This is a genomic window from Rhizobium sp. CF080 (genome assembly GCF_000282095.2).
GTDB lineage: Bacteria > Pseudomonadota > Alphaproteobacteria > Rhizobiales > Rhizobiaceae > Neorhizobium.
This window is the reverse complement of record NZ_AKKC02000001.1, coordinates 1-21,558: the sequence shown is the minus strand read 5'-3', so window position 1 is coordinate 21,558 and position 21,558 is coordinate 1. Positions and strand designations below refer to the sequence as shown.

General features: G+C 62.9%; 22 protein-coding genes. 15 read left to right on the top strand and 7 right to left on the bottom strand.

Annotated elements, in window-relative coordinates; genetic code table 11:
• Positions 1 to 3: 3 nt before the first annotated feature.
• A complete protein-coding gene (locus PMI07_RS00115) occupies positions 4 to 1,302 on the bottom strand; it encodes a pitrilysin family protein (protein WP_007759455.1) in 1,299 nt (432 codons plus the stop codon).
• Positions 1,303 to 1,335: 33 nt separating this feature from the next.
• Complete coding sequence (gene thrC, locus PMI07_RS00110) at positions 1,336 to 2,730, bottom strand: threonine synthase (RefSeq protein ID WP_024163422.1); 1,395 nt, start codon at positions 2,728 to 2,730, stop codon at positions 1,336 to 1,338.
• Positions 2,731 to 2,866: 136 nt separating this feature from the next.
• Here thrC and PMI07_RS00105 point away from each other — a divergent pair, with 136 nt between their 5' ends.
• Complete coding sequence (locus PMI07_RS00105) at positions 2,867 to 3,427, top strand: hypothetical protein (RefSeq protein ID WP_007752436.1); 561 nt, start codon at positions 2,867 to 2,869, stop codon at positions 3,425 to 3,427.
• A 24-nt stretch (positions 3,428 to 3,451) separates the two neighbouring features.
• Here PMI07_RS00105 and PMI07_RS00100 read toward each other — a convergent pair whose 3' ends face one another.
• A complete protein-coding gene (locus tag PMI07_RS00100) occupies positions 3,452 to 4,141 on the bottom strand; it encodes an HAD family hydrolase (protein ID WP_007752435.1) in 690 nt (229 codons plus the stop codon).
• A 149-nt stretch (positions 4,142 to 4,290) separates the two neighbouring features.
• Between PMI07_RS00100 and PMI07_RS00095 the strand changes: the two genes are divergently transcribed.
• The 3 genes from PMI07_RS00095 (at position 4,291) to PMI07_RS00085 (ending at position 6,196) form a co-directional block, all read left to right on the top strand.
• Positions 4,291 to 4,959 (top strand): GntR family transcriptional regulator, encoded by a 669-nt coding sequence (locus PMI07_RS00095; RefSeq protein WP_007752432.1) that lies wholly within the window; start codon positions 4,291 to 4,293, stop codon positions 4,957 to 4,959.
• Positions 4,960 to 5,141: 182 nt separating this feature from the next.
• The gene (locus PMI07_RS00090) at positions 5,142 to 5,729 is read left to right on the top strand and encodes a biotin transporter BioY (RefSeq protein WP_007752429.1); all 588 of its coding nucleotides are present in this window, start codon (positions 5,142 to 5,144) and stop codon (positions 5,727 to 5,729) included.
• Positions 5,729 to 6,196: a DUF1284 domain-containing protein gene (locus PMI07_RS00085; RefSeq protein ID WP_007752425.1), complete on the top strand. Its 468-nt coding sequence runs from the start codon at positions 5,729 to 5,731 to the stop codon at positions 6,194 to 6,196. Before PMI07_RS00090 ends, PMI07_RS00085 begins: the two co-directional genes overlap by 1 nt.
• On the opposite strand, the gene PMI07_RS00080 is transcribed toward PMI07_RS00085, so the two are convergent.
• Positions 6,147 to 6,830, bottom strand: coding sequence for a winged helix-turn-helix domain-containing protein (locus PMI07_RS00080; protein WP_007752422.1), 684 nt, complete (start codon positions 6,828 to 6,830; stop codon positions 6,147 to 6,149). The genes PMI07_RS00085 and PMI07_RS00080 overlap by 50 nt on opposite strands.
• Before the next feature lie 73 nt (positions 6,831 to 6,903).
• Between PMI07_RS00080 and PMI07_RS00075 the strand changes: the two genes are divergently transcribed.
• The 3 genes from PMI07_RS00075 to PMI07_RS00065 all read left to right on the top strand — a co-directional run bounded on the left by PMI07_RS00075 (position 6,904) and on the right by PMI07_RS00065 (position 7,921).
• Positions 6,904 to 7,233 carry an NIPSNAP family protein gene (locus PMI07_RS00075; RefSeq protein WP_007752419.1) on the top strand — a complete coding sequence of 110 codons (330 nt, stop codon included), beginning with the start codon at positions 6,904 to 6,906 and terminating at the stop codon, positions 7,231 to 7,233.
• Positions 7,230 to 7,577: an antibiotic biosynthesis monooxygenase gene (locus tag PMI07_RS00070; protein ID WP_007752416.1), complete on the top strand. Its 348-nt coding sequence runs from the start codon at positions 7,230 to 7,232 to the stop codon at positions 7,575 to 7,577. Before PMI07_RS00075 ends, PMI07_RS00070 begins: the two co-directional genes overlap by 4 nt.
• 80 nt (positions 7,578 to 7,657) lie before the next feature.
• Positions 7,658 to 7,921 (top strand): hypothetical protein, encoded by a 264-nt coding sequence (locus tag PMI07_RS00065; RefSeq protein WP_007752414.1) that lies wholly within the window; start codon positions 7,658 to 7,660, stop codon positions 7,919 to 7,921.
• Between the two features lie 114 nt (positions 7,922 to 8,035).
• Here PMI07_RS00065 and PMI07_RS00060 read toward each other — a convergent pair whose 3' ends face one another.
• Positions 8,036 to 8,332: a nucleotidyltransferase domain-containing protein gene (locus PMI07_RS00060; RefSeq protein WP_007752410.1), complete on the bottom strand. Its 297-nt coding sequence runs from the start codon at positions 8,330 to 8,332 to the stop codon at positions 8,036 to 8,038.
• Between the two features lie 145 nt (positions 8,333 to 8,477).
• Between PMI07_RS00060 and PMI07_RS00055 the strand changes: the two genes are divergently transcribed.
• Complete coding sequence (locus PMI07_RS00055; protein ID WP_007752408.1) at positions 8,478 to 9,608, top strand: site-specific DNA-methyltransferase; 1,131 nt, start codon at positions 8,478 to 8,480, stop codon at positions 9,606 to 9,608.
• A gap of 248 nt (positions 9,609 to 9,856) precedes the next feature.
• Positions 9,857 to 10,630 carry a S24 family peptidase gene (locus PMI07_RS33445; protein WP_051484058.1) on the top strand — a complete coding sequence of 258 codons (774 nt, stop codon included), beginning with the start codon at positions 9,857 to 9,859 and terminating at the stop codon, positions 10,628 to 10,630.
• A 26-nt stretch (positions 10,631 to 10,656) separates the two neighbouring features.
• On the opposite strand, the gene PMI07_RS00045 is transcribed toward PMI07_RS33445, so the two are convergent.
• Positions 10,657 to 11,271, bottom strand: a complete 615-nt coding sequence (locus tag PMI07_RS00045) for an HAD family phosphatase (protein ID WP_007752404.1) — start codon at positions 11,269 to 11,271, stop codon at positions 10,657 to 10,659.
• A 32-nt stretch (positions 11,272 to 11,303) separates the two neighbouring features.
• Entirely contained in the window at positions 11,304 to 12,389 is a 1,086-nt protein-coding gene (gene mutY, locus PMI07_RS00040; protein ID WP_024163421.1) for an A/G-specific adenine glycosylase, read from the bottom strand.
• Positions 12,390 to 12,476: 87 nt separating this feature from the next.
• On the opposite strand from mutY, the gene PMI07_RS00035 reads away from it, so the two are divergent.
• The 6 genes from PMI07_RS00035 (at position 12,477) to PMI07_RS00010 (ending at position 21,307) form a co-directional block, all read left to right on the top strand.
• Positions 12,477 to 12,980 (top strand): DUF721 domain-containing protein, encoded by a 504-nt coding sequence (locus PMI07_RS00035; protein WP_007773342.1) that lies wholly within the window; start codon positions 12,477 to 12,479, stop codon positions 12,978 to 12,980.
• Positions 12,981 to 13,124: 144 nt separating this feature from the next.
• Positions 13,125 to 13,829, top strand: coding sequence for a DsbA family protein (locus PMI07_RS00030; protein WP_007773343.1), 705 nt, complete (start codon positions 13,125 to 13,127; stop codon positions 13,827 to 13,829).
• A gap of 36 nt (positions 13,830 to 13,865) precedes the next feature.
• Positions 13,866 to 17,327, top strand: a complete 3,462-nt coding sequence (locus tag PMI07_RS00025) for a chromosome segregation SMC family protein (protein ID WP_024163420.1) — start codon at positions 13,866 to 13,868, stop codon at positions 17,325 to 17,327.
• A gap of 444 nt (positions 17,328 to 17,771) precedes the next feature.
• Entirely contained in the window at positions 17,772 to 20,444 is a 2,673-nt protein-coding gene (ppdK, locus tag PMI07_RS00020; RefSeq protein ID WP_024163419.1) for a pyruvate, phosphate dikinase, read from the top strand.
• Positions 20,441 to 20,872, top strand: a complete 432-nt coding sequence (locus PMI07_RS00015; protein WP_007759594.1) for a GNAT family N-acetyltransferase — start codon at positions 20,441 to 20,443, stop codon at positions 20,870 to 20,872. The genes ppdK and PMI07_RS00015 overlap by 4 nt, the downstream gene beginning before the upstream one ends.
• Positions 20,873 to 20,947: 75 nt before the next feature.
• Positions 20,948 to 21,307, top strand: coding sequence for a VOC family protein (locus PMI07_RS00010; RefSeq protein WP_007759593.1), 360 nt, complete (start codon positions 20,948 to 20,950; stop codon positions 21,305 to 21,307).
• The last annotated feature ends 251 nt before the right edge of the window (positions 21,308 to 21,558 follow it).

Below are 21,558 nucleotides of genomic sequence, written 5' to 3'. Positions count from 1 at the left end.
GGTTTAACCGGCAGCCTTCTTCGTCTGGATCCCCGGCGAGGCGAGCGCCGTGGAGATGTCGGTCAAGGGCGCGAGCTGCTCGATCGGGCCGACCGCCGACAGTGTCGGGACTGTATCGAAAAACAGCCGTCCGGCAAGATCGGTGAGCCGCTCGGTCGTGATCCCTTCCAGTCGTTCCATCATTTCCGGGTTCGGGATCGGGCGTCCGTACAGCATCATCTGGCGGGCGATCTGGCCGGCGCGGGCAGCCGGGCTTTCCTGGCCCATCAGAAGCTGGGCGCGGATCTGGGCGCGGGCACGGTCGATTTCCTGCTGGTGAATGGTGTCCGAAGACTTGCGCAGCTCATCGATGAGGACAGGCACCAGCGTCGGCAACTCGTTGCCGCCGGTTGCCGCATGGATGCCGAAAATGCCGGTATCGGAAAAGCCCCAGTGGAAGGCATAGACCGAATAGCAGAGGCCGCGATGTTCGCGCACTTCCTGGAACAGGCGCGAGGACATGCCGCCGCCGAGAATGTTGGCGAGGATCTGCGAACAGTAGAAGTCGCGCATGTGATAGGCCTTGCCCTCGAAACCGAGCAGGACCTGCGCGTCCATCAGGTCGCGGGTTTCACGCACGTCGCCGCCGATATAGCGGGCGGTTTCGAGCACGGGCGGCGCGCTCGGAGTCATCGGCAGGCTGGCGAAGCGCTCTTCCACCTGTTTGGTGAACGTCGCATGATCGACGGCGCCGGCGGCGACCACGAACATCCGGTCCGTCGTGTAGTTGCGCGAAAGATAGTTGCGGATCTGCCCGGGCGTAAAACCCTTGACCGTATCAGGCGTGCCGAGGATCGGCCGGCCAAGCGTCTGGCCCCGGTAGGCGACCTCGGAAAACTTGTCGAACACCACGTCGTCGGGCGTGTCGTTGGCAGCGCCGATCTCCTGCAGGATGACGTGCTTTTCGCGGCGAAGCTCCTCCTCGTCGAAAGCCGATTCCGTCAGGATATCGGCAAGGATGTCGACCGCGAGCGGGACATGGTCCCTGAGCACCCGAGCGTAGTAGGAGGTGGTCTCGGTGGACGTGGCGGCGTTGAGTTCGCCGCCGACATTCTCGATTTCCTCGGCGATATCGCGTGCGCTGCGGCGGGCGGTGCCCTTGAAGGCCATGTGCTCGAGGAGGTGGGCGATCCCGTGTTCGTCCTCGGTCTCGTTACGTGATCCGGACTTGATCCAGACACCCAGCGCGACGCTCTCCAGATGCGGCATGGTTTCGGTGACGACCGTCAACCCGGAGGCGAGCCGGGTGATTTCTACATTCATCTCTACGTCTTTCCGGCGCCGCCGATACCTTACTTACTTAGCGCGGGCATGCTCGCCGATGAAAGTTTCGACGGACTTAAGCTCAGGCTCCAAGATATCGAAGCGCTCCTCCCTTTGCATAAGATCAGCGAGCCATGATGGAAGCGCCGGATCAATTCCGCAAGCGGATTTTACCGAGGCCGGAAATTTGGCCGGGTGCGCGGTGGCCAGCGTTACCATCGGGCTCGACGGCTTTGCGTTCTTGCCTGCGACGAAAACGCCGGTCGCCGTATGCGGATCGAGCAGGTAGCCGGTCTCGGCCAGCGTCTCGCGGATCGTGGCGGCCACCTGCCGCTCCGTTGCCCGCCCCGCACGGAACTCGCGGCGGATCGCTTTCAGCGCGTCCGGCTTGATCTCGAAGCTGCCGGATTGTTTGAGGCCGGCCATGGCTGCGCGAACCGAGCCGGCATCGCGGCCATAGGCTTCGAAGAGCAGCCGCTCGAAATTCGACGAGATCTGGATGTCCATCGAGGGCGAGGTGGTCGCCTTGACGTCGCGCATCTCGTAGCGGCCGGTCTTCAGCGTCCGGGCGAGGATGTCGTTGTCGTTGGTGGCGATCACCAGCCGGTCGATCGGCAGGCCCATCTTCTTGGCGACGTAACCGGCGAAGATATCGCCGAAATTGCCGGTCGGCACGGTGAAGGAGATTTTCCGGTCCGGCCCGCCGAGCGAAACGGCGGCGGTGAAATAATAGACCACCTGGGCCATGATGCGCGCCCAGTTGATCGAGTTGACGCCCGAGAGCCTGACCCGGTCGCGGAAGGCGACGTCGTTGAACATCTCCTTGACGATGTTCTGGCAGTCGTCGAAATTGCCCTTCAGCGCCAGCGCATGCACGTTGGCGGCTTTCGACGTGGTCATCTGCCGTTGCTGCACGGGCGAGACCTTGCCATGCGGGAAGAGGATGAAGATGTCGGTGCGCTCGCGCGCCGCAAAGGCATCGATCGCCGCCCCGCCGGTATCGCCCGACGTCGCGCCGACGATCGTCGCCCGTTCGCCGCGCTCGGCCAGCACATAGTCCATCAGCCGGGCGAGCAGTTGCATCGCCACGTCCTTGAAGGCGAGCGTGGTACCGTGGAAGAGTTCGAGCACGAAATCGTTCGGCCCGGTCTGCACCAGCGGCACGACGGCTGGATGCCGGAACGTCGCGTAGGCTTCCGTGATCATGCCTTTCAGCTTGTCGGCGGGGATTTCGTCACCGACGAAGTGCTTGAGGATCTCGAAGGCGACCTCCTGATAGGTCTTGCCGCGCAGCGCGCGGATTTCCTTTTTGGAGAGCGAAGGCCATTGGCGTGGCACGTAAAGGCCGCCGTCGCGGGCAAGTCCCGCCATCAGCGCATCCCGGAATCCGAGCGGAGCGGTTTCGCCCCGGGTAGAAATGTAGTCCACGACCGTGAATCCCCAATCGATTTTTATTCGCGCCGCTGATATAGACCAGGAAAATGGGCGGTGAAAGACCGGAAAGTGACACTCCGGTTCGCTTCGGTATTGGCCCAGAAATTGGGATGGAAGAGGGTTGAGTACGGTGTTTGCAAAGATTTCGCGTGGTTTTCTGGCGGTATCGGTCGTGGCGGTTCTCGCAAGCTGCAATTCCTCGGCGCCGACCGAAGGACTGACCCCAACCGCCCCCGCCGGTCAGGCCGCAACCCCGGTCGTGCAGGCTTTCTGCCCGCCAGTCGTGATGCTGGAACAGACCGCCATCCATCGCGCCTATGCGCGCGGCGGCGAGAACCAGCCGGAAAAACTGCTCTACCAGGCCTCGCTTGCCGACGCGACGCGCCAGTGCACTGCCAATGAAACGACGCTGACCATCAATGTCGTCGCGCAGGGCCGCGTCGTCCAGGGCCCGGTCGGCGTTCCCGGCAAGGTGACCCTGCCGGTCCTCGTCGAAGTGGTCGACGGCGACAGCGTCATCTACTCGCAGAAGGTGGCTTTCCCGGTAGACATGCCGGCCGGCGGCACCCAGTTCATCTTCAACAAGGCTGATGTGCAGATCCCCAACGCGCAAGGGGGAGCCTCGCGCTTCACCCGCGTCCGCCTGGGCTTCGACACCGGCCCGGCAAAGAAGCCGGTCCGCCGGAACTGATCGGGAAAGACCTGATCGGGACGATCAGAAAGCGCCGGCCCATTCGCCGAGGGCGGCGATGACGGCCGGCAGGTCCATCATCCGCGAGATCACCGTTTCGGCACCCGCGTCGGTCAGCCGGTCGGCATGGCTCGGATAGGTGTGCGATGCGCCGGTAAAGCCGACGACGCGCATGCCTGCCGCCCTGGCGCCATGGACGCCATGGGTGGAATCCTCGATTACCAGGCACTTCTCCGGCGCGACTTTGAACTGCTCGGCAGCGTGCAGGAAGATATCCGGCTTCGGCTTCACCCGATCCGGCCCGAGATCCTTGGCCGAATAGATATGCGGCGCGAAATAGGGTTTGAGGCCGACCTTTTCGAGCATCATGTCGAGACGATGCGTGCTGGAGTTTGAGCAGATGCAGCGTTGCGTCGTCAGCCTTGCCAGCGCGAATTTCACGCCGTCGATGATCTTCACGTCACGGGCGAGCCGGGCGTCGAGCAGCGTCTCGGATTTGTCGATCAGCGAGGCCGAGAGCGGAATATTGGATTCCTTCTCCACAGCCAGGAGAATGTTCTTCCAGGTCATGCCGGCGAAGCGCTCGCCCATTTCCTCGATGCTGATCGGATAACCCGCTTCGGTCAGCAGCCGGGATTCCACCTGCGCCGCGATGATTTCGGAATCGACGAGAACGCCGTCGCAATCGAAAATGATGAGGTCGAAGCTGCTCATGAGGAAATGCCTTTTATGGGCCTTGTATGGAAGGTGAAGCGGGCTTTTATACGATGGCAGGACAAACCTCAACCAACCGCCGTGCATGGCTGGGACAAGCCTAGCGGGCGGCTCTCGACAAGCGGGGGGTGGCGTTCTAAGGAACGCTGATGAGCAAGGAGCCGGAAGACACAATCGCCAGTCGAATCAGCCGGGTGCTTGCCGATCGCATCGTGCGCGGCGAGCTTGCCCCCGGTGCCCGTCTTCGCCAGGATCACATCGCCGAGGAATTTCAGACCAGCCACGTGCCAGTGCGCGAGGCCTTCCGCCGGCTGGAGGCGCAGGGCCTGGCGATCAGCGAGCCGCGCCGTGGCGTGCGGGTCGCTTCCTTCGATCTCGCCGAAGTCCGCGAGGTGGCGGAAATGCGCGCCGTGCTGGAGGTCCTGGCGATCCGCCATGCCGCCCGCCACCTGACCCCCGCCATCCTCGATGCCGCGGAGGAAGCGACCCGTGAGGGCGACGCCGCAGCTGACGTGCATGCCTGGGAAGAGGCGAACCGCCGTTTCCACCGGCTGATCCTCACGCCCTGCGGCATGAAGCGCCTGCTCGCCTCGATCGACGACCTGCATGCCGCAAGCGCGCGCTTCCTGTTCTCCGCCTGGCAGTCCGGCTGGGAAAAGCGCACCGACCACGATCACCGCGCCATCCTGGCCGCCCTCCGGCAGGGCAGGACAGACGAGGCCGCCGCCATCCTGCAGAAGCACGTGCAATGGATCGGCCGCGGCCCGCAACCGGCCAAAACCGGTATTCCGCGCGAGACTTTTGCTATCGTCGGCTGATCGTTTCAAAAATTATAGATAATTTTATTTCCAGCGAATTTCACCGGAAAGCTGGGATTTTGTGTTCCCAGGTTTGATATCGTGGCGATCAAGCCGCGGCTGGGCGCTTGTCATCAGCCAAAAATCATTTCATAAAATAGATGGGAGTCAAAATTATCTATAATTTGAAAAGGAGAGCTTCGATGTCCCTGATTACGTCCCACCAGACACTTGTTTTCGATCCCTTTCGGCTCGCCGGCCGGTCCGTCCCTGCCAAGGCCCTGTTCGTGCTTGCGGGAACACTGGTGCTGGCGATCGCGTCCCAGATCGCCGTGCCGATGGTTCCGGTACCGATTACCATGCAGACTTTCGCCGTGACCATGATCGGCGTGGTTTACGGCTGGCGGCTTGGCGCCTTGACGGTGCTTGCGTGGCTTGGAGAAGCAGCACTTGGAGCGCCCGTGCTGGCAGGTGGGGCGGGCAGCATTGCCGCTTTCGCAGGGCCGACCGCCGGTTATCTCTTTTCGTTTCCGGTGATTGCCGCCGTTGCCGGCTGGCTTGCCGAACGCGGCTGGACCGGGCGGCGCATCCTCGCCAGCTTCTCGGCACATCTGATCGCAAACCTTCTCTGCCTTGCGCTCGGCTGGACCTGGCTTGCGGCACTGATCGGCGCTGAAAAGGCGTTCTGGGCCGGTGTTGCTCCGTTCATCCTAGGGGCTGCGCTGAAATCGGGCCTGGCGGCGGCTGTCCTTGCCGCGGTCGCCTCCCGCAACCGTCCTGCGGCGGAGTGATGGTGAGGCTGCGGCCGCATCATCTTCTCTGCGTGCTGACCTTCGTCGGCGAGGGCTATAATCCAGCCTTCGTCGTCAATTATCGTCGTCTCGCCGGCCGGCTTTCTGCCGGCGAGCCGATCGAGATTGTTTCCGGTCCCGACGATATCTGCGCCCCGCTTCTGTCGGATGAAGATGCACATTGTTTCGGTGCCTCGGTTGCCGGTCGCGACGCGTCGGCGCTGGCGGATATTGCCCGCCTGCTTGGGCGGGAGCTTGAGATCGGGTCGGTGATCGCCTCCGATCCGGCGCTGTTCGATAAACTGCGCCGCGCCTTCTCTGCTGGCGTGACGCGCCGCGCTTGCACGGGCTGCGAATGGAACAGCCTTTGCGATCGCATCGCGGGACAGGATTATGCAGGCGCGCTGGTCACGACGTTCAGCCGGCCGGAAACAGCGCCAGGAACTTCCGCTCGCCGTCCGGCGTGAACAGCACCGCGCGGCTTTCGCCGCTGCGCCGTGCCCAGCCATTTTCGAGGAAATGGGCAAGCAGTGCCTTGCCGAGCGTGCCGGCCAGATGCGAGCGCCGCTCGCTCCAGTCGAGGCAGGATTTGCAGAGCGGCCGGCGGTTGGATGTGAGCGCTGCCACATCGATTCCCAGCGTGCCGAGTTCCGCGCGGCCGTCCTCGGTCATCGCCAGGTTCTCGCCATCGCTCTCGATCGCGCCGCGGGCAACGAAACTGTCGAGCATCCTAACCCCGTAATCGCCGGCGAGATGATCGTAGCAGACGCGCGCCTTGCGCAGCGCCGGATCCTTCGGCCCCGGCCGGTGGCGCAGATGGCCTCTGCTTGCCGCAAACCCCATGATGTTTTCGAGCAGCGTGCCGGCCGCCGCGTCGGCAAGCATAAAATAGCGGTGCCGGCCCTGCTTGCGCTGGGTCAGAATGCCGCCGTCTTCGAGCTTGGAGAGATGCGAACTTGCCGTCTGCACCGTCACGCCGGCCGCTTGCGCAAGCTCGGTCGCCGTCAGTGCCTGGCCGCCCATAAGCGCGGTCAGCATGTTGGCACGGGCGGGATCGCCGAACAGCATCCCGATGCGGGCAATGTCTGGACCTTCTTTCATACTTCGACCGTAACCGAAGCATCTTCGTCTGGCAACATGGCAAAACACCTCCACAACACAAGGAGACGACGCCATGATCACCTGTTTCATCCGCTACGAGATCGACCCGTTCAAGAAGGATCAGTTCACCGAGTATGCCCACAACTGGGGCCAGGCGATCCCGCGTTGCGGCGCCGACCTGATCGGTTATTTCGGCCCGCACGAGGGTTCGGCGACGACCGCCTACGGCGTCTACAATATCGACAGCCTCGCCGCCTACGAGGCCTATCGCGCCCGGCTGATGGCCGATCCGCTCGGCCAGGAAAATTACGCATTTTCCAAGCGCGAGCGTTTCATCCTGAAGGAAGACCGCATCTTCCTCAAGAACGTTTCGATGCCCCACGGAGCTCTGGTAAAGCCATGATCGCCGTCATTTTCGAAGTCATCCCCTATATGGGCGAGCGCCACAAATATCTGGACCTTGCCGGTGAGCTGCGGTCCGAACTGGAAACCATCGACGGCTTCATCTCGATCGAGCGTTTCGAAAGCCTGACGCTTCGCGGAAAAATCCTCTCCCTGTCGTTCTGGCGGGACGAGGAGGCGGTCAAGGCATGGCGCAATCTCGAAAGCCACCGCGCCGCGCAAAAAGCCGGCCGCGGCGGCGTATTTGCCGACTACCGCCTGCGGATTGGCCATGTCGTCAGAGATTACGGCATGTTCGAGAGGGACGAGGCGCCGAAGGATAGCCGCGAGGTGCATGCGGCTTAGCGTATCAGTCCGCATCTCGAGGCAACTTAAAGGTGCTTTTAACGCCCTTCCTCTACATTCCTTTTGGGGGAGGGCGATCGATGGTCTTCGGGTCGAAACGCGACATTGCCGTAAGCAACGAGGTCAACAAGCATCATGCGGGTTGGTGCAATCAACTCGCGACCGCTGTGGGGGCTGCTGGAGCAATTGTGCCGCTGACCGCCGCAGCCTTAAGCTTTCAGGTGACCGTCACCACTTTCATCGGTGTAGCCTTTTGGATTTTCCTGGCAATCATGCTACATATTCTGGGCGCTATTCTCTTGCGGAGGATCAGAACTGATGACGACATCAATTCAGACGTTTGATCTCCTGTATGTGACGATGCCCCTCGTCGGCTGCATCATCGTAGGCGCCCTGATCGCCTACAACCTCTATCAGCAGCGCCACAGAGGCTCCTAAGCGGCTTAGAGTGTTCCCCGTCAGAAAACCTGCAATGCTGAGTTTTCGATCCTGTCTTTCAGCATCGGATGAAGGCTGTCGCGAGTCGTGACATCCACCTCTGTTGCAAGCTTATCTTCTAAGAAAAGTTTGATGCCCACGAGGTCGAACAAGGAAAATTTCTTGTCAGGATCATAGTCGATAAACAGATCGAGATCACTCGACGGCCCGGCCTCGTCGCGGGCGACTGACCCGAAAAGATAAAGCGAGGTCGCGCCGAGCGCCCGGATGGCGTCGGCCTGCTGTTTCAGCTTTTCGATCGCTTCACTTCTCTTCATGGCATGATCCTAGCGCAACCGGCGCCGTCTTTCCACGCCACAAAATTTTTCCCGAAATCGCGCACCGCTTCAGGCTTTAGTAACCAAAATAGGTAACCATAACAGCGAGTAAAATTCGTATCGAGTAGAGCGTAGCGAGTAGCACATGGCAGCAGTTCTTCCGCTGGCCGACCTGAAGCGTCAGGTCCGTCCGGACACTTGGCTAAACTCCATCATCAAGGGCGATTGCGTCGCTGCCCTGGAAGCCCTGCCGGATCATTCCGTCGATGCGATCTTCGCCGATCCCCCGTACAATCTCCAGCTCGGCGGAACGCTGCACCGTCCCGACCAGTCGCTGGTCGATGCCGTCGACGACGAATGGGACCAGTTCGCCTCCTTCGAAATCTACGACGCCTTTACCCGCGCCTGGCTGCTTGCCTGCCGCCGCGTGCTGAAGCCGAATGGCACGATCTGGGTCATCGGCTCCTATCACAATATCTTCCGCGTCGGCGCGATCATGCAGGACCTGAACTTCTGGCTGCTGAACGACATCGTCTGGCGCAAGGTCAACCCGATGCCGAACTTCAAGGGCCGCCGGTTCCAGAATGCCCACGAGACGATGATCTGGGCGAGCCGCGACGCCAAGTCGAAGGGCTATACCTTCAACTACGATGCGCTGAAGGCCTCCAACGACGACGTGCAGATGCGCTCCGACTGGCTGTTCCCGATCTGCTCCGGCGGCGAACGCCTGAAAGGCGACGACGGCAAGAAGGTCCATCCGACTCAGAAGCCGGAGGCACTGCTCGCCCGCGTGATCATGGCCTCGACCAAGCCCGGCGACGTCATCCTCGATCCGTTCTTCGGCACCGGTACGACGGGTGCGGTCGCAAAACGCCTCGGCCGCAACTTCGTCGGCATCGAGCGCGAGCAGGACTATATCGATGCGGCTTCCGAGCGCATTGCCTCCGTCGAGCCGCTCGGCAAGGCGGAACTGACGGTCATGACCGGCAAGAAGGCCGAACCCCGTGTCGCCTTCAACACGCTGGTCGAAAGCGGTCTCGTCAAGCCCGGTCAGGTTCTGACCGACGCCAGGCGCCGCCACAGCGCGATCATCCGCGCCGACGGCACGCTCTCGGCAGGTGGCGAGGCTGGTTCCATTCATCGCCTCGGCGCGAAAGTGCAGGGCCTTGATGCATGCAACGGATGGACGTTCTGGCATTTCGACGACGGGCAATCGCTCAAGCCCATCGATGAGCTGCGATCCGTGATCCGAAACGGTATGGCAAAACTGGACTGATCCACCGGTCCCCGCCACACCGACCGAATGCCTTGTCCGGTTTCGTACCTCTAGTCCCGGACGAGGATAATTGGCGCCCGGGAAGGCTGATCCCGGGCGCCATTTCTTTTTGCGCTCCATTTTTCTGCCTCAGGCCGAACCCCGCAGCCTTGCGAATTTTTGGGTATTCCCACCGTTACCTGTGCTTGTTATCGTAGGTTGTATAGGGTTGAGCGAGTTTCCGATTTTTTGCGTTTTTGAAAATGTCCATGCCTGTCAATGGCGAATTGCGCCACCGGATCGAGCGTGCGTTGGCGCGGTTCTCACCAAGTTGGGAGGGCAGGGATGCCGCGCGCCGGGCGATTGCGCTGAAGATGCTGATCCTCTGCGAACTGGCCGGCGGACGCCTGCGCGTGGTGGATGCGCTCGGCATCAACGACAACACGCTCGACAACTATCGCCACGGCAAGACCGAACCGCGCCACAGCACGCTCAACATGATGGCGGAGCTCGCCGACGTGCCGATCGAATATCTCGGCAACGACTGGTCGGTCGAGGAGGGGATCATCCATTTTGCGCCACCGGAAATCCCGCCGGCCGGATTTTCCGAGCCGAGCCCGCTCTGGAATCTCGCCGATCGTGTCTTCATCCCCGCCTATGAAGACGAGACGACCGGACAGCTCTCGTTCGAACCGCACGATGCCACATGGGCGGCCATCCCCCAAGGTTTCTGGGCGAAGCTTTTGGTCGATCCGGGCAACATGCGTGTCCTGTTCGCAAAAGGCGACAGCATGTCGCCGACCATCGTCGACGGAGCGCCGATATTCGTCGACATCAGCGACCGCAAGCTGGAGGATGGGCGCGTCTATCTGTTCGATGTCGGCGAAGAACTGATCGTCCGCCGGGTGCAGAGGCTTCCGCATGGCAGCCTCGAACTCCTGCCGGACAATCTGGAACGCTATCGCCCGCAGCATGCCCCCAAGGATAGTTTGGCGGACCTGAAAGTCGTCGGGCGCGTCTGCGCCGCGAGCCGGATCCTCTAAGATCCGGTTGCGCCGATCCGAAGCCCTTAAAACTCGATGCCGTGGGCGAAAAGGTCCTGCCGCAGCGTCTCGGGATCCCTGAAATGCACCGCTTGCCAGCCGGCGGCGCGGGCACCTTCGACATTCGGATAGCTGTCGTCGATGAAGATCGAGGCTTCCGGCGTCAGGCCGAAGTCGCGGGCATGCTTTTCGTAGATCGCCACGTCCGGCTTGATCAGGCCGATCTCGCCCGACACGGTGACGCCCCGCGGCTTGTTGAGAAAGGGGAAGATTTTTCTGGCCTCGGTGAACGTGTCGGCGGCGAAATTGGTCAGCATCGTCACGTCATGGCCCTTGTCGATCAGGCTTTCCATGATCTTCACCGAGTCGTCATAGGCATATGGCACCATTTCGTGCCAGTATTTGCGGAAGGCGCGGATCTGTTCCTCGCGTTCCGGATACTGCGCGACCAGCAGCGCCTCGGCATCTTCCCACTTGCGGCCGCGATCCTGCTCTACGTTCCAGTCATGGGTGCAGACGTTCTCAAAGAACCATCTGCGCTCCTCATCGTCGGGAATGAGGCGGGCATAGGGAAGGTTCGGATCGTAGTGGATCAGCACCTTGCCGATGTCGAAGACGATGTGGTCGATCTTGGCTGCCATGAACGGTGTCCTGGAAATTGAAGGCGTTTGAACTAGTTCGGAGATTTTTCGAAGGCTAGCGGAAGAGCCTGGGTGATGGCTTTTTTCATCACCGTCGGCAAGGCCTGAGCCTCGAGATTTGTGACCGGTTCCCACCATCCGTCGGCGGTAGCGACCCTTTCGGTCTTCGCCCGGAAGACCGAAAGCCTGAGCTCGAAATGGGTGAAGACGTGGGTGACGGTGCCGGATGCCTCCCAGGCGGCAGGGAAGGGCGCGTGGTCCGTCGTCGTGCCTCCGTCGATGCGGGAGGTCCAGGCGGTGGTCGGCACTTCCGTCATGCCGCCGAGCAGGCCGCTGTCGATCCGCCGTCGCAGAAGCACTTCGCCCTCGGGCGTCACGGCCACGAACACGGCGCCCAGCCGCACGGGCTTTTCCTTCTTCGCCGCCTTCACCGGAAACCTTTCGGGATCGTGTTCGGCAAAGGCGAGACAATCATCGCGGAAGAGACAGAGCGCGCAGGTCGGCCGTTTCGGGGTGCAGATCGTCGCGCCGAGATCCATCATCGCTTGCGCGAAATCGCCCGGGCGGTCGGCAGGCGTCAGGTCCGCCACCTTCGCCTTCATCACGGGTTTCGAGCCCGGAAGCGGTGCGTCGATCGCGTAGAGCCGCGAAATCACCCGCTCGACATTGCCGTCCATGACGGCGGACTGGCGGTTGAAGGCGATGGCCGAGACTGCCGCTGACGTATAGTCGCCGATGCCGGGCAGCGCGCGCAAACCGTTCTCGGTATCCGGAAACACGCCGCCATGTTCGGAGGCGACGGCTTCTGCACATTTCTTGAGGTTGCGGGCGCGGGCGTAATATCCGAGACCGGCCCAGGCCGCCATCACGTCCTCGACCGGCGCGGCTGCGAGGTCGGTCACCCTGGGCCACAGCGTCAGGAACTTGGCGAAATAGGGTTTGACCGCCTGCACGGTCGTCTGCTGCAGCATCACTTCCGAAAGCCACACATGATAGGGATCTGCCCGTTTCCCGGCCTTCGCGGCAGCCGGGCTCACCCGCCACGGCAGCTCCCGGTGGTGCCGGTCGTACCAGGTCAGCAGCTTCTGGGCATGGGTGATGGGGAGCGTCTGGAGCATCGTTTGCCGTTTTGGGAAGAGATGGCGTATAGTTGTGGGAAGAGTGCGCCGGCATCAAGGCCTGCCGGCGCCACAATGGCAGGCGTCATGACTTATCCCAAGAAACGCGAGCTGCAGATATCGGAAGTGGCGAACGGCATCATCGATCCGGTGCTTGCCCGCCGCGCCGGCATATCGACGGCGCTGCTCGGCTCCTGGGACGAGATCGCCGGCGAGGACTTTGCCGATTGCACAAGGCCGGAAAAGATCGCCTGGCCGCGCCGCGACGAGGGTACCGGTTCGGGCGGCGGCCACCAGGCCGGCGTGCTGACGATTGCCTGCGAGGGTGCCCGCGCACTTTTCCTGACCCATGCCCAGGGCGAACTGATCGCCCGCATCAACGGCTTTTTCGGTTTTCCGGCCGTGCGCCAGATCCGCATCGTCCAGAAACCGGTGTCCCAGACCTTCAAGCATCCCCGCAAGCCGCCACCGCTGAAGGGCGAGGCCGCCAAGCGGCTGGAAACCATGCTGGAGGGCATCGAAAGCGATGCGCTCAAGAAGGCCGTGGCAAGGCTCGGCACCGCCGTGCTGCAGCAGAAACGCAAGGTCTGAGAGATAAACCCGCCGATCCTCTTGATAGACCTCCGATTTGTCACAATTCTTTGAAGAGATTTGCCTATCGACAGCTTGTTCGCGTTGGGGCGCCGCGATACGGAATGTCACCTTTATTGAAGATCTCTCGCACACGGGTGTTCCATGCAGATGAACGAAATGACCATGACCAGGCGCGCGCTTCTCGGCGGAGTGGCTGTAACCGCTCTTTGCCTGGCACTGCCGCTCGGCGCGTCCGACGCCTTTGCGCAGGAATTGCCGGAATCCCAGGGCGACGTGGACATGGCCGCTGCGCTGAAGCCGGGCCCGCTGCCGGAAATGGCGCTGGGAGATGAGAAGGCCAAGGTCACGATCATCGAATACATGTCGATGACCTGCCCGCACTGCGCCAATTTCCACAACAAGACCTTCGACGCGATCAAGACCAAGTATATCGACACCGGCAAGGTGCGCTTCATCATCCGCGAATTCCCGTTCGATCCGGTCGCGACCGCTGCTTTCATGCTTGCCCGCTGCAGCCCGCAGAACGCCGCCGACCTTGCGACGCCGGCCCAGTATTTCCCGATGGTCTCCATGCTCTTCAAGCAGCAGCGCGGCTGGGCGTCGCCTGCGGACGGAAATGTGCGCAATGCGCTGCTCCAGACGGTCAAACTCGCAGGTTACTCACAGCAGACTTTCGAGGCCTGCTTGACGAACCAGAAGCTTCTCGATCAAGTGAATGCCGTCGTTAAGAGGGGAGCGGATGAATTCGGCGTCAATTCTACGCCGACCTTCCTGATCGGCGGCAAGAAGTATTCGGGAGATATGTCGGTTGAATCCATGTCGAAGCTCATCGACAGCCTGTCGTGAGTGCGCCTTCCCTGAGGGGAAGGTGAGGCGCGCGGCATGAAGTTCAACAAGCTGCGCGTTCTCGGATTCAAGTCTTTCGTCGAGCCGACGGAATTCATTATCGAGCGCGGGCTGACCGGCGTGGTCGGCCCGAATGGCTGCGGCAAGTCGAACCTTGTCGAGGCGCTGCGCTGGGTGATGGGAGAAAACTCCTACAAGAACATGCGCGCGTCCGGGATGGACGACGTGATCTTCTCGGGTTCCGGCAACCGACCGGCCCGCAATACTGCCGAAGTCGGCCTCTATCTCGACAATGCCGACCGCACGGCACCCGCTGCCTTCAACGATTCCGACGAAATCCAGGTGACCCGCCGCATCGAGCGCGAGTCCGGCTCCGTGTACCGCATCAACGGCAAGGAAGCCCGCGCCAAGGACGTGCAGCTCCTGTTCGCCGATGCCTCGACCGGCGCCCGCTCGCCCTCCATGGTCGGGCAGGGTCGCATCGGCGAACTGATCCAGGCCAAACCCCAGGCCCGCCGCCAGCTTCTCGAAGAGGCGGCCGGCATTTCCGGTCTGCATTCCCGCCGCCACGAGGCGGAACTGCGGCTGCGCGCAGCCGAAGGCAATCTCGAACGCCTGGACGACGTGCTCTCGCAGCTCGAAAGCCAGATCGAGAGTCTGAAACGTCAGGCCCGCCAGGCCAACCGCTTCAAGACCCTGTCGGCAGATATCCGCGCCCGCGAGGCGATGCTCCTGCATATCCGCTGGGTGCAGGCCAAGGAGGCGGAAGGCGAGGCGGAAAGCGCGCTCAACCAGGTGACCAGCATCGTCGCCGAAAAGGCGCAGGCGCAGATGGAGGCCGCCAAGAATCAGGCGATCGCCAGCCTCAAGCTGCCGGAATTGCGCGAGGAGGAGGCGAAGGCCGGTGCCGCTCTGCAGCGCCTGCAGATCGCCCGCGGCCAGCTGGAGGAGGAGGCAAACCGCCTCCTGAAGCGCCGCGATGAACTAACCCGCAGGCTCGCCCAGCTCGGCGAGGACATCCGCCGCGAGGAACAGCTCGCCGCCGACAACACCGCCTTCCTCGAAAGGCTCGCCGAAGAAGAGGCCGAGATCAACGACATGCTCGCCGATTCCGGTTCGGAAGCCGAGGAGTTGCGCGAGGCCTTCGAGGGCGCCACGGCGTCGCTGGCGACGAGCGAAGCGCTGTTTTCGGCAATCACCGCCGAGCGCGCCGAAGCTGCCGCCGGCCGCAACCAGCTGGAACGGCTGATCCGCGATCTCGCCGAGCGCCGCCAGCGCCTCGACCGGCAGCTCGCCGACGCGACCGGCGAACTCGACTCGATCAACGAGCGGCTGTCCGGCCTCGATGATCCGGCCGAAAAGCGCGAGTCCGTCGAGGCGGCCGAAATCGCCGTCGAGGATGCGACGATCGCCATCGAAGAGGTCGAGGCGGCTCTTGGTGCCGCGCGCTCTGCCGAATTGCTGGCTCGTGGCCCCGTGGAAGCGGCCCGCTCGGCGCTGAATGCGCTGGAAACCGAGGCCCGCACCATTTCGAAAATGCTGGCAGCCGGTGCCACGTCGGGGGATTTCGTCGCGGTCGCCGACATGATCCGCGTCGATCGCGGTTTCGAGGCGGCACTCGGTGCAGCGCTCGGCGACGATCTCGAAAGCCCGGTCGATGCGTCGGCCCCGACCTACTGGTCGGTGAATGGCGACGGTTCCGGCGACCCCGGCCTGCCGCAGGGTGCCCAGCCGTTGATCGCCCATGTCACAGCCCCGCCGGAACTGTCCCGCAGTCTTGCCCAGATCGGCGTCGTCGCAGCGTCTGATGCCAGGAGCTTGATGCGCCTGCTGCGGCCCGGCCAGCGTCTGGTAACCCGCGAAGGCGCCGTCTATCGCTGGGACGGACACGTCACCGGCTCCGAGGCTCCGGGGGCGGCCGCCTTGCGGCTCTCCCAGAAGAACCGGCTCTCGGAACTGGAAGCCGAGATCGACGAAGCGCGCATCGTGCTGTCCGAAACCGAAGTGGCGCTCGCCTCCGCCGCATCCGAGATCACCTCTGCCGAGCGGCGCCTCACGGATGCCCGCGACCGCGCCCGTATTGCTGCCCGCCAGCTTTCCGAAGCCCGCGATGCGCTGGCCGCTGCCGAACGCGCAGCCGGCGACCTGATGCGCCGCCGCGACGTGGCCGGCGAAGCGGTCAACCAGGTGACGGCGCAGATCGAGGATCTCGGCGTCCAGGAAGAAAACGCCCGCATCGAGCTGGAGGATGCGCCCGATATTTCCCATCTCGACAACCGGTTGCGCGATCAGCAGGCCGTTGTGGCGACCGATCGCGGCCTGCTTGCCGAGGCGCGCGCCCGTTACGAGGGGCTGAGCCGCGAAACCGAAGCCCGCAAGCGGCGCCTTGCCGCGATCGCCCAGGAGCGTGCCTCCTGGAGCGCCCGCGCCACCAGTGCCGCCAATCAGATCGAGAGCCTTCGCGAGCGCGAAGAAGAGGCCCGCGAGGAGATCGCCGATCTCGAAGCCGCCCCGGAGGAATTCGACGACAAGCGCCGCGCGCTGCTCACCGAGCTGCAGAAGGCCGAGGAGGCCCGCCGGGCGGCCGCCGACCGGCTGGCGGAGGCCGAAACCTATCAGCGCGACGCCGACCGGATCGCTGTCGTTGCCCTTTCCGAACTCGCCGAGTCGCGCGAAAAGCGCGGCCGCGCCGAGGAGCGCCTGGTTTCGGCGGCCGAGAAGCGCCACGAGAGCGAGGTCCGCATCCGCGAGACGCTCAATGTCGCGCCCCACGAGGTCCTGCGGCTGGCCGGCCTCAAGCCCGATTCGCCGATGCCCGATATCCGTGAGATCGAGCGCGAGGTCGATCGCCTGCGCATGGAGCGGGAACGGCTCGGCGCCGTCAACCTGCGCGCCGACGAAGAGCAGACGGAGCTCTCCAACAAGCTGGACACGCTGATGCGCGAGCGCGCAGACGTGATCGACGCGATCCGCAAGCTGCGCGGCGCCATCCAGAGCCTCAACCGCGAAGGCCGCGAACGGCTGCTGGCCGCCTTCGACGTGGTCAACGAGCAGTTCCAGCGACTTTTCACCCATCTCTTCGGCGGTGGCACCGCGGAACTGCAGCTGATCGAATCGGATGATCCGCTCGAAGCGGGCCTCGAAATCCTCGCCCGCCCGCCCGGCAAGAAGCCGCAGACCATGACGCTGCTCTCAGGCGGCGAGCAGGCGCTGACGGCGATGGCGCTGATCTTTGCCGTCTTCCTCACCAATCCGGCGCCGATCTGCGTGCTGGACGAGGTGGATGCGCCTCTCGACGACCACAATGTGGAACGCTATTGCAATCTGATGGACGAGATGGCGGCTTCCACCGAAACCCGTTTCATCATCATCACCCACAATCCCATCACCATGGCCCGCATGAATCGTCTTTTCGGCGTGACCATGGCCGAACAGGGCGTTTCCCAGCTCGTTTCCGTCGATCTTCAGACCGCCGAACTCCTGCGCGAGGCGAGCTGAGCGGATCGGGTTGCGATGGGCCGCATGGTCCTCCCGCCAGAATTTACGGAAATTGATTGACAAATCTCAATCATCACCCCGTATCCTTGGCATAAAATTACCCGCAATCTACGTAGAATCACCCATATGGGGGATGTAATTTTCCGGGTATTGTTATTTTGTTGTTTTAGAATTGGAACGCTCGAAGCGTCCATGCGCTTCGCAGCCAGACAGTCAGAGTTTGCCACCCCCCGTTCGGGTTTCCTGTCCCGAACGGAAAGCTTTGCGGGGCCGCCTGTGATCCGGCCCCGCAAAGCTTTGTTTTTTAAGCACCATCGAGCCCGTTTCTTAACCGCTTGATGCCGCTTTTGTTGCGACGCAACATAATCCTGCCTACATCCGTTTCCAAACCGTCATAAAGCTTGTACTTATGGCGTAAAAGACTGCGACGGGTGGAGAGCAGCAATGTCGAAATGGGTCTATCGCTTCGGCGGCGGCGAGGCGGAGGGCCGCGCCGCGGATGTCGAGCGGCTGGGCGGCAAGGGCGCCAATCTCGCGGAGATGGCAAGCCTCGGCCTGCCCGTTCCTCCGGGACTGACCATCGTCGCCGACGCCTGCGTTTTCTATTTCAAGAACGGCAGAACACTTCCCGAGGACCTGAAGGCTCAGGTCCTCGAAGGCATAACCGTCATGGAAGGCCAGACCGGCCGCGTCTTCGGCGGCAAGGCCAAGCCGCTGCTGCTGTCCGTGCGCTCCGGCGCCCGCGCCTCGATGCCGGGCATGATGGACACTGTCCTCAATCTCGGCCTCAACGACGAGACCGTGCAGGCGCTTGGCCACGATGCCGGCGATGCGCGCTTTGCCTGGGACAGTTATCGGCGCTTCATCCAGATGTATGCCGACGTGGTCATGGGGCTCGACCACGAGATCTTCGAGGAAATTCTGGAAGACGAGAAGGCTCGGCTCGGCCATGACTACGATACGGATCTCTCCGCCGTCGAATGGCAGCATGTCGTCTCTCTCTACAAGAAGATGATCGAGGAGGAACTGGGCAGCAGCTTTCCGCAGGATCCGCATGTGCAGCTCTGGGGCGCCATCCGCGCCGTCTTTTCGAGCTGGATGAACCCGCGCGCCATGACCTACCGCACGCTCCATCGCATTCCGGAGGAATGGGGCACGGCGGTCAACGTCCAGACCATGGTGTTCGGCAATCTCGGCTCGTCGTCTGCGACCGGCGTCGCGTTCACCCGCAACCCTTCGACCGGCGAAAAGGCGCTCTACGGCGAGTTCCTGGTCAACGCCCAGGGCGAGGATGTCGTCGCGGGCATCCGCACGCCGCAATCGATCACCGAAGAGGGGCGCCTCGCCTCTGGCTCCGAGAAGCCGTCGATGGAAAAGCTGATGCCGGAGGCATTTGCCGAGTTCAAGGCGATCTGCGACCGTCTGGAAGCGCACTATCGCGACATGCAGGACCTCGAATTCACCGTCGAGCGCGGCAAGCTGTGGATGCTGCAGACCCGTTCGGGCAAGCGCACCACCCGCGCGGCGATGAAGATCGCCGTCGACATGGTGGAGGAGGGCGTCATCACCGAGGAAGAGGCCGTCTGCCGCATCGAGCCGCCCTCGCTCGACCAGCTTCTCCACCCGACCATCGATCCGCGCGTCGAACGCAACGTGGTCGGCTCCGGCCTGCCTGCGTCCCCCGGCGCCGCGACCGGCGAGATCGTCTTCACCGCCGAAGAGGCGGTCGAGGCGGAGCACGAAGGCCGCAAGGTCATCCTGGTGCGCATCGAGACCAGCCCGGAAGATATTCACGGTATGCACGCCGCCGAAGGCATCCTCACCACCCGCGGCGGCATGACCAGCCATGCGGCGGTGGTCGCCCGCGGCATGGGCATCCCCTGCGTCGTCGGCGCAGGGTCGATGCGCGTCGACATGCGCAACGAACTCCTGGTCGGCGTCGGTGGGTTGACGCTGAAGCGCGGCGACACGGTCACCATCGACGGCTCGTCCGGCCAGGTGCTGAAGGGCGCCGTGCCGATGATCCAGCCGGCCCTGTCCGGTGATTTCGGCAAGCTGATGGCCTGGGCCGACAAGACCCGCCGCATGACCGTGCGCACCAATGCCGACACCCCGCAGGACGCCCGCGCCGCCCGCTCCTTCGGGGCAGAAGGCATCGGCCTCTGCCGCACCGAGCACATGTTCTTCGAAGGCGACCGTATTCATGTGATGCGCGAAATGATCCTCGCCGAGGACGAGAAGGGCCGCCGCGAGGCGCTCGGAAAGCTCCTGCCGATGCAGCGCTCGGATTTTATCGAGCTCTTCTCGATCATGCACGGCCTGCCGGTGACGATCCGCCTGCTCGATCCGCCGCTGCACGAATTCCTGCCGAAGACCGAGGCCGAGATCGCCGAGGTCGCCAGGGCGATGAGCATGCCGCCGGCCTTCCTCGCCCGGCGCATCGACGCCATCCACGAGTTCAACCCGATGCTCGGCCATCGCGGCTGCCGGCTGGCGATTTCCTATCCCGAGATCGCCGAAATGCAGGCGCGTGCCATTTTCGAAGCGGCGGTCGAAGCCGGAAAGATGACGGGAGAACCGGTCGAGCTGGAAATCATGGTGCCGCTGGTCAGCCTGCGCAAGGAACTCGACTATGTGAAGGGCGTCATCGACCGCGTCGCCGAGGATGTCGCCAGGGAAAGCGGCGTGCCGATCGCCTATCTCGCAGGGACAATGATCGAACTGCCGCGCGCCGCCATCCGCGCCCACGTCATCGCCGAAACGGCCGAATTCTTCTCCTTCGGCACCAACGACCTGACCCAGACGACCTTCGGCATGTCGCGCGACGATGCCGCCGCCTTCATCCCGACCTATCAGCGCAAGGGCATTATCGAGCACGACCCGTTCATCTCGCTCGATTTCGACGGCGTCGGGGAACTCATCCAGATGGCCGCCGAACGCGGCCGCCGGACCCGCAACGACCTGAAGCTCGGCATCTGCGGCGAACACGGTGGCGATCCGACCTCTATCCGCTTCTGCGAACATGCCGATCTCGACTATGTCTCCTGCTCGCCCTTCCGCGTGCCGATCGCACGCCTTGCGGCGGCCCAGGCGGCGATCGAAAGGAGGAGGTCATGAGCCAAGTTACCGTTCTCGCCGTCCCCGTTTTCAGCACGCTCTGCAACGAGGGTTTCCGCCTTCGCCGCGAGGTCTTCATCGTCGAGCAGAACGTCCCCGCCGACCTGGAATTCGATGCCGACGACCTGACCGCCTTCCATTTCGTCGCCGTCGTCTCCGGCGAGGTCTGCGGCACGCTGCGGGTTATCTATGCGGAAGACTGCGTCAAGATCGGCCGGGTCGCGGTTACCGGTCCATGGCGCGGCAAGGGCGTCGCCAGCGCCATGATCCGCGCCGCCATGGAGGCCCACGGGCAAGCCCGCGACAACCGCTTCCATCTGGCCGCCCAGAGCGACAAGATCTCCATGTACGAACGTTTCGGCTTCAAGGCCTATGGCGAGGAATTCTTCGACGTCGGAATTCCCCATTACAACATGAGGAATTTCTAACTCTCGATCTTCTGCTCACACGTCTGCATTGCCGTGTTATGCTCGGTACAGACGTGCGACAAAGGGGAGGGGCATATGCCGCGCTTGGACCACGTGACGATCCGCACCCGCGATGCGGGGCCGATGATGGCGTTCCTTGAGACGGTGCTGGGAGCAAAGGAAGGGTTTCGGCCGCCATTCCCGTTCCCGGGCCACTGGCTCTATATCGACGGCCATTCCTGCATTCACCTGCTGGTCGTCGAGCGGCAAAACGATCCTCCGGTCGGCATTTATGACCATGCGGCCTTTGCTTTTTACGATCGCGATGTCGCCGTCAAGGACATTGAAGCGACCGGTTACCGCTTCGAACACGACGCCATACCTGGCACCGATATCGGCCAGATCTTCGTCTATGGCCCGGAAGGCGTGAAGATCGAGCTGCAATACCGGCGGTAATCGAACAGGCTTCGCTTTCGAAGCCAGGTATCCTTGTGGGCCGCTTGAGGAGACCCGGCGCGCCGGCGGGATGCCGGATTTGACGAAGCTGCCGCCCTATGTCCAATCGTTCAGCGCCGCTCGACGATCACCCGGCGCTCGACCACCATCGGCCGCCACATCATTGCATCGGTGCGCGCCTGGAAGGAGCGGCCTTCGGCGCGGCGATCGAGTTCGATGTCGAGCATGCAGCGCGCCATGGCATCCGTGCC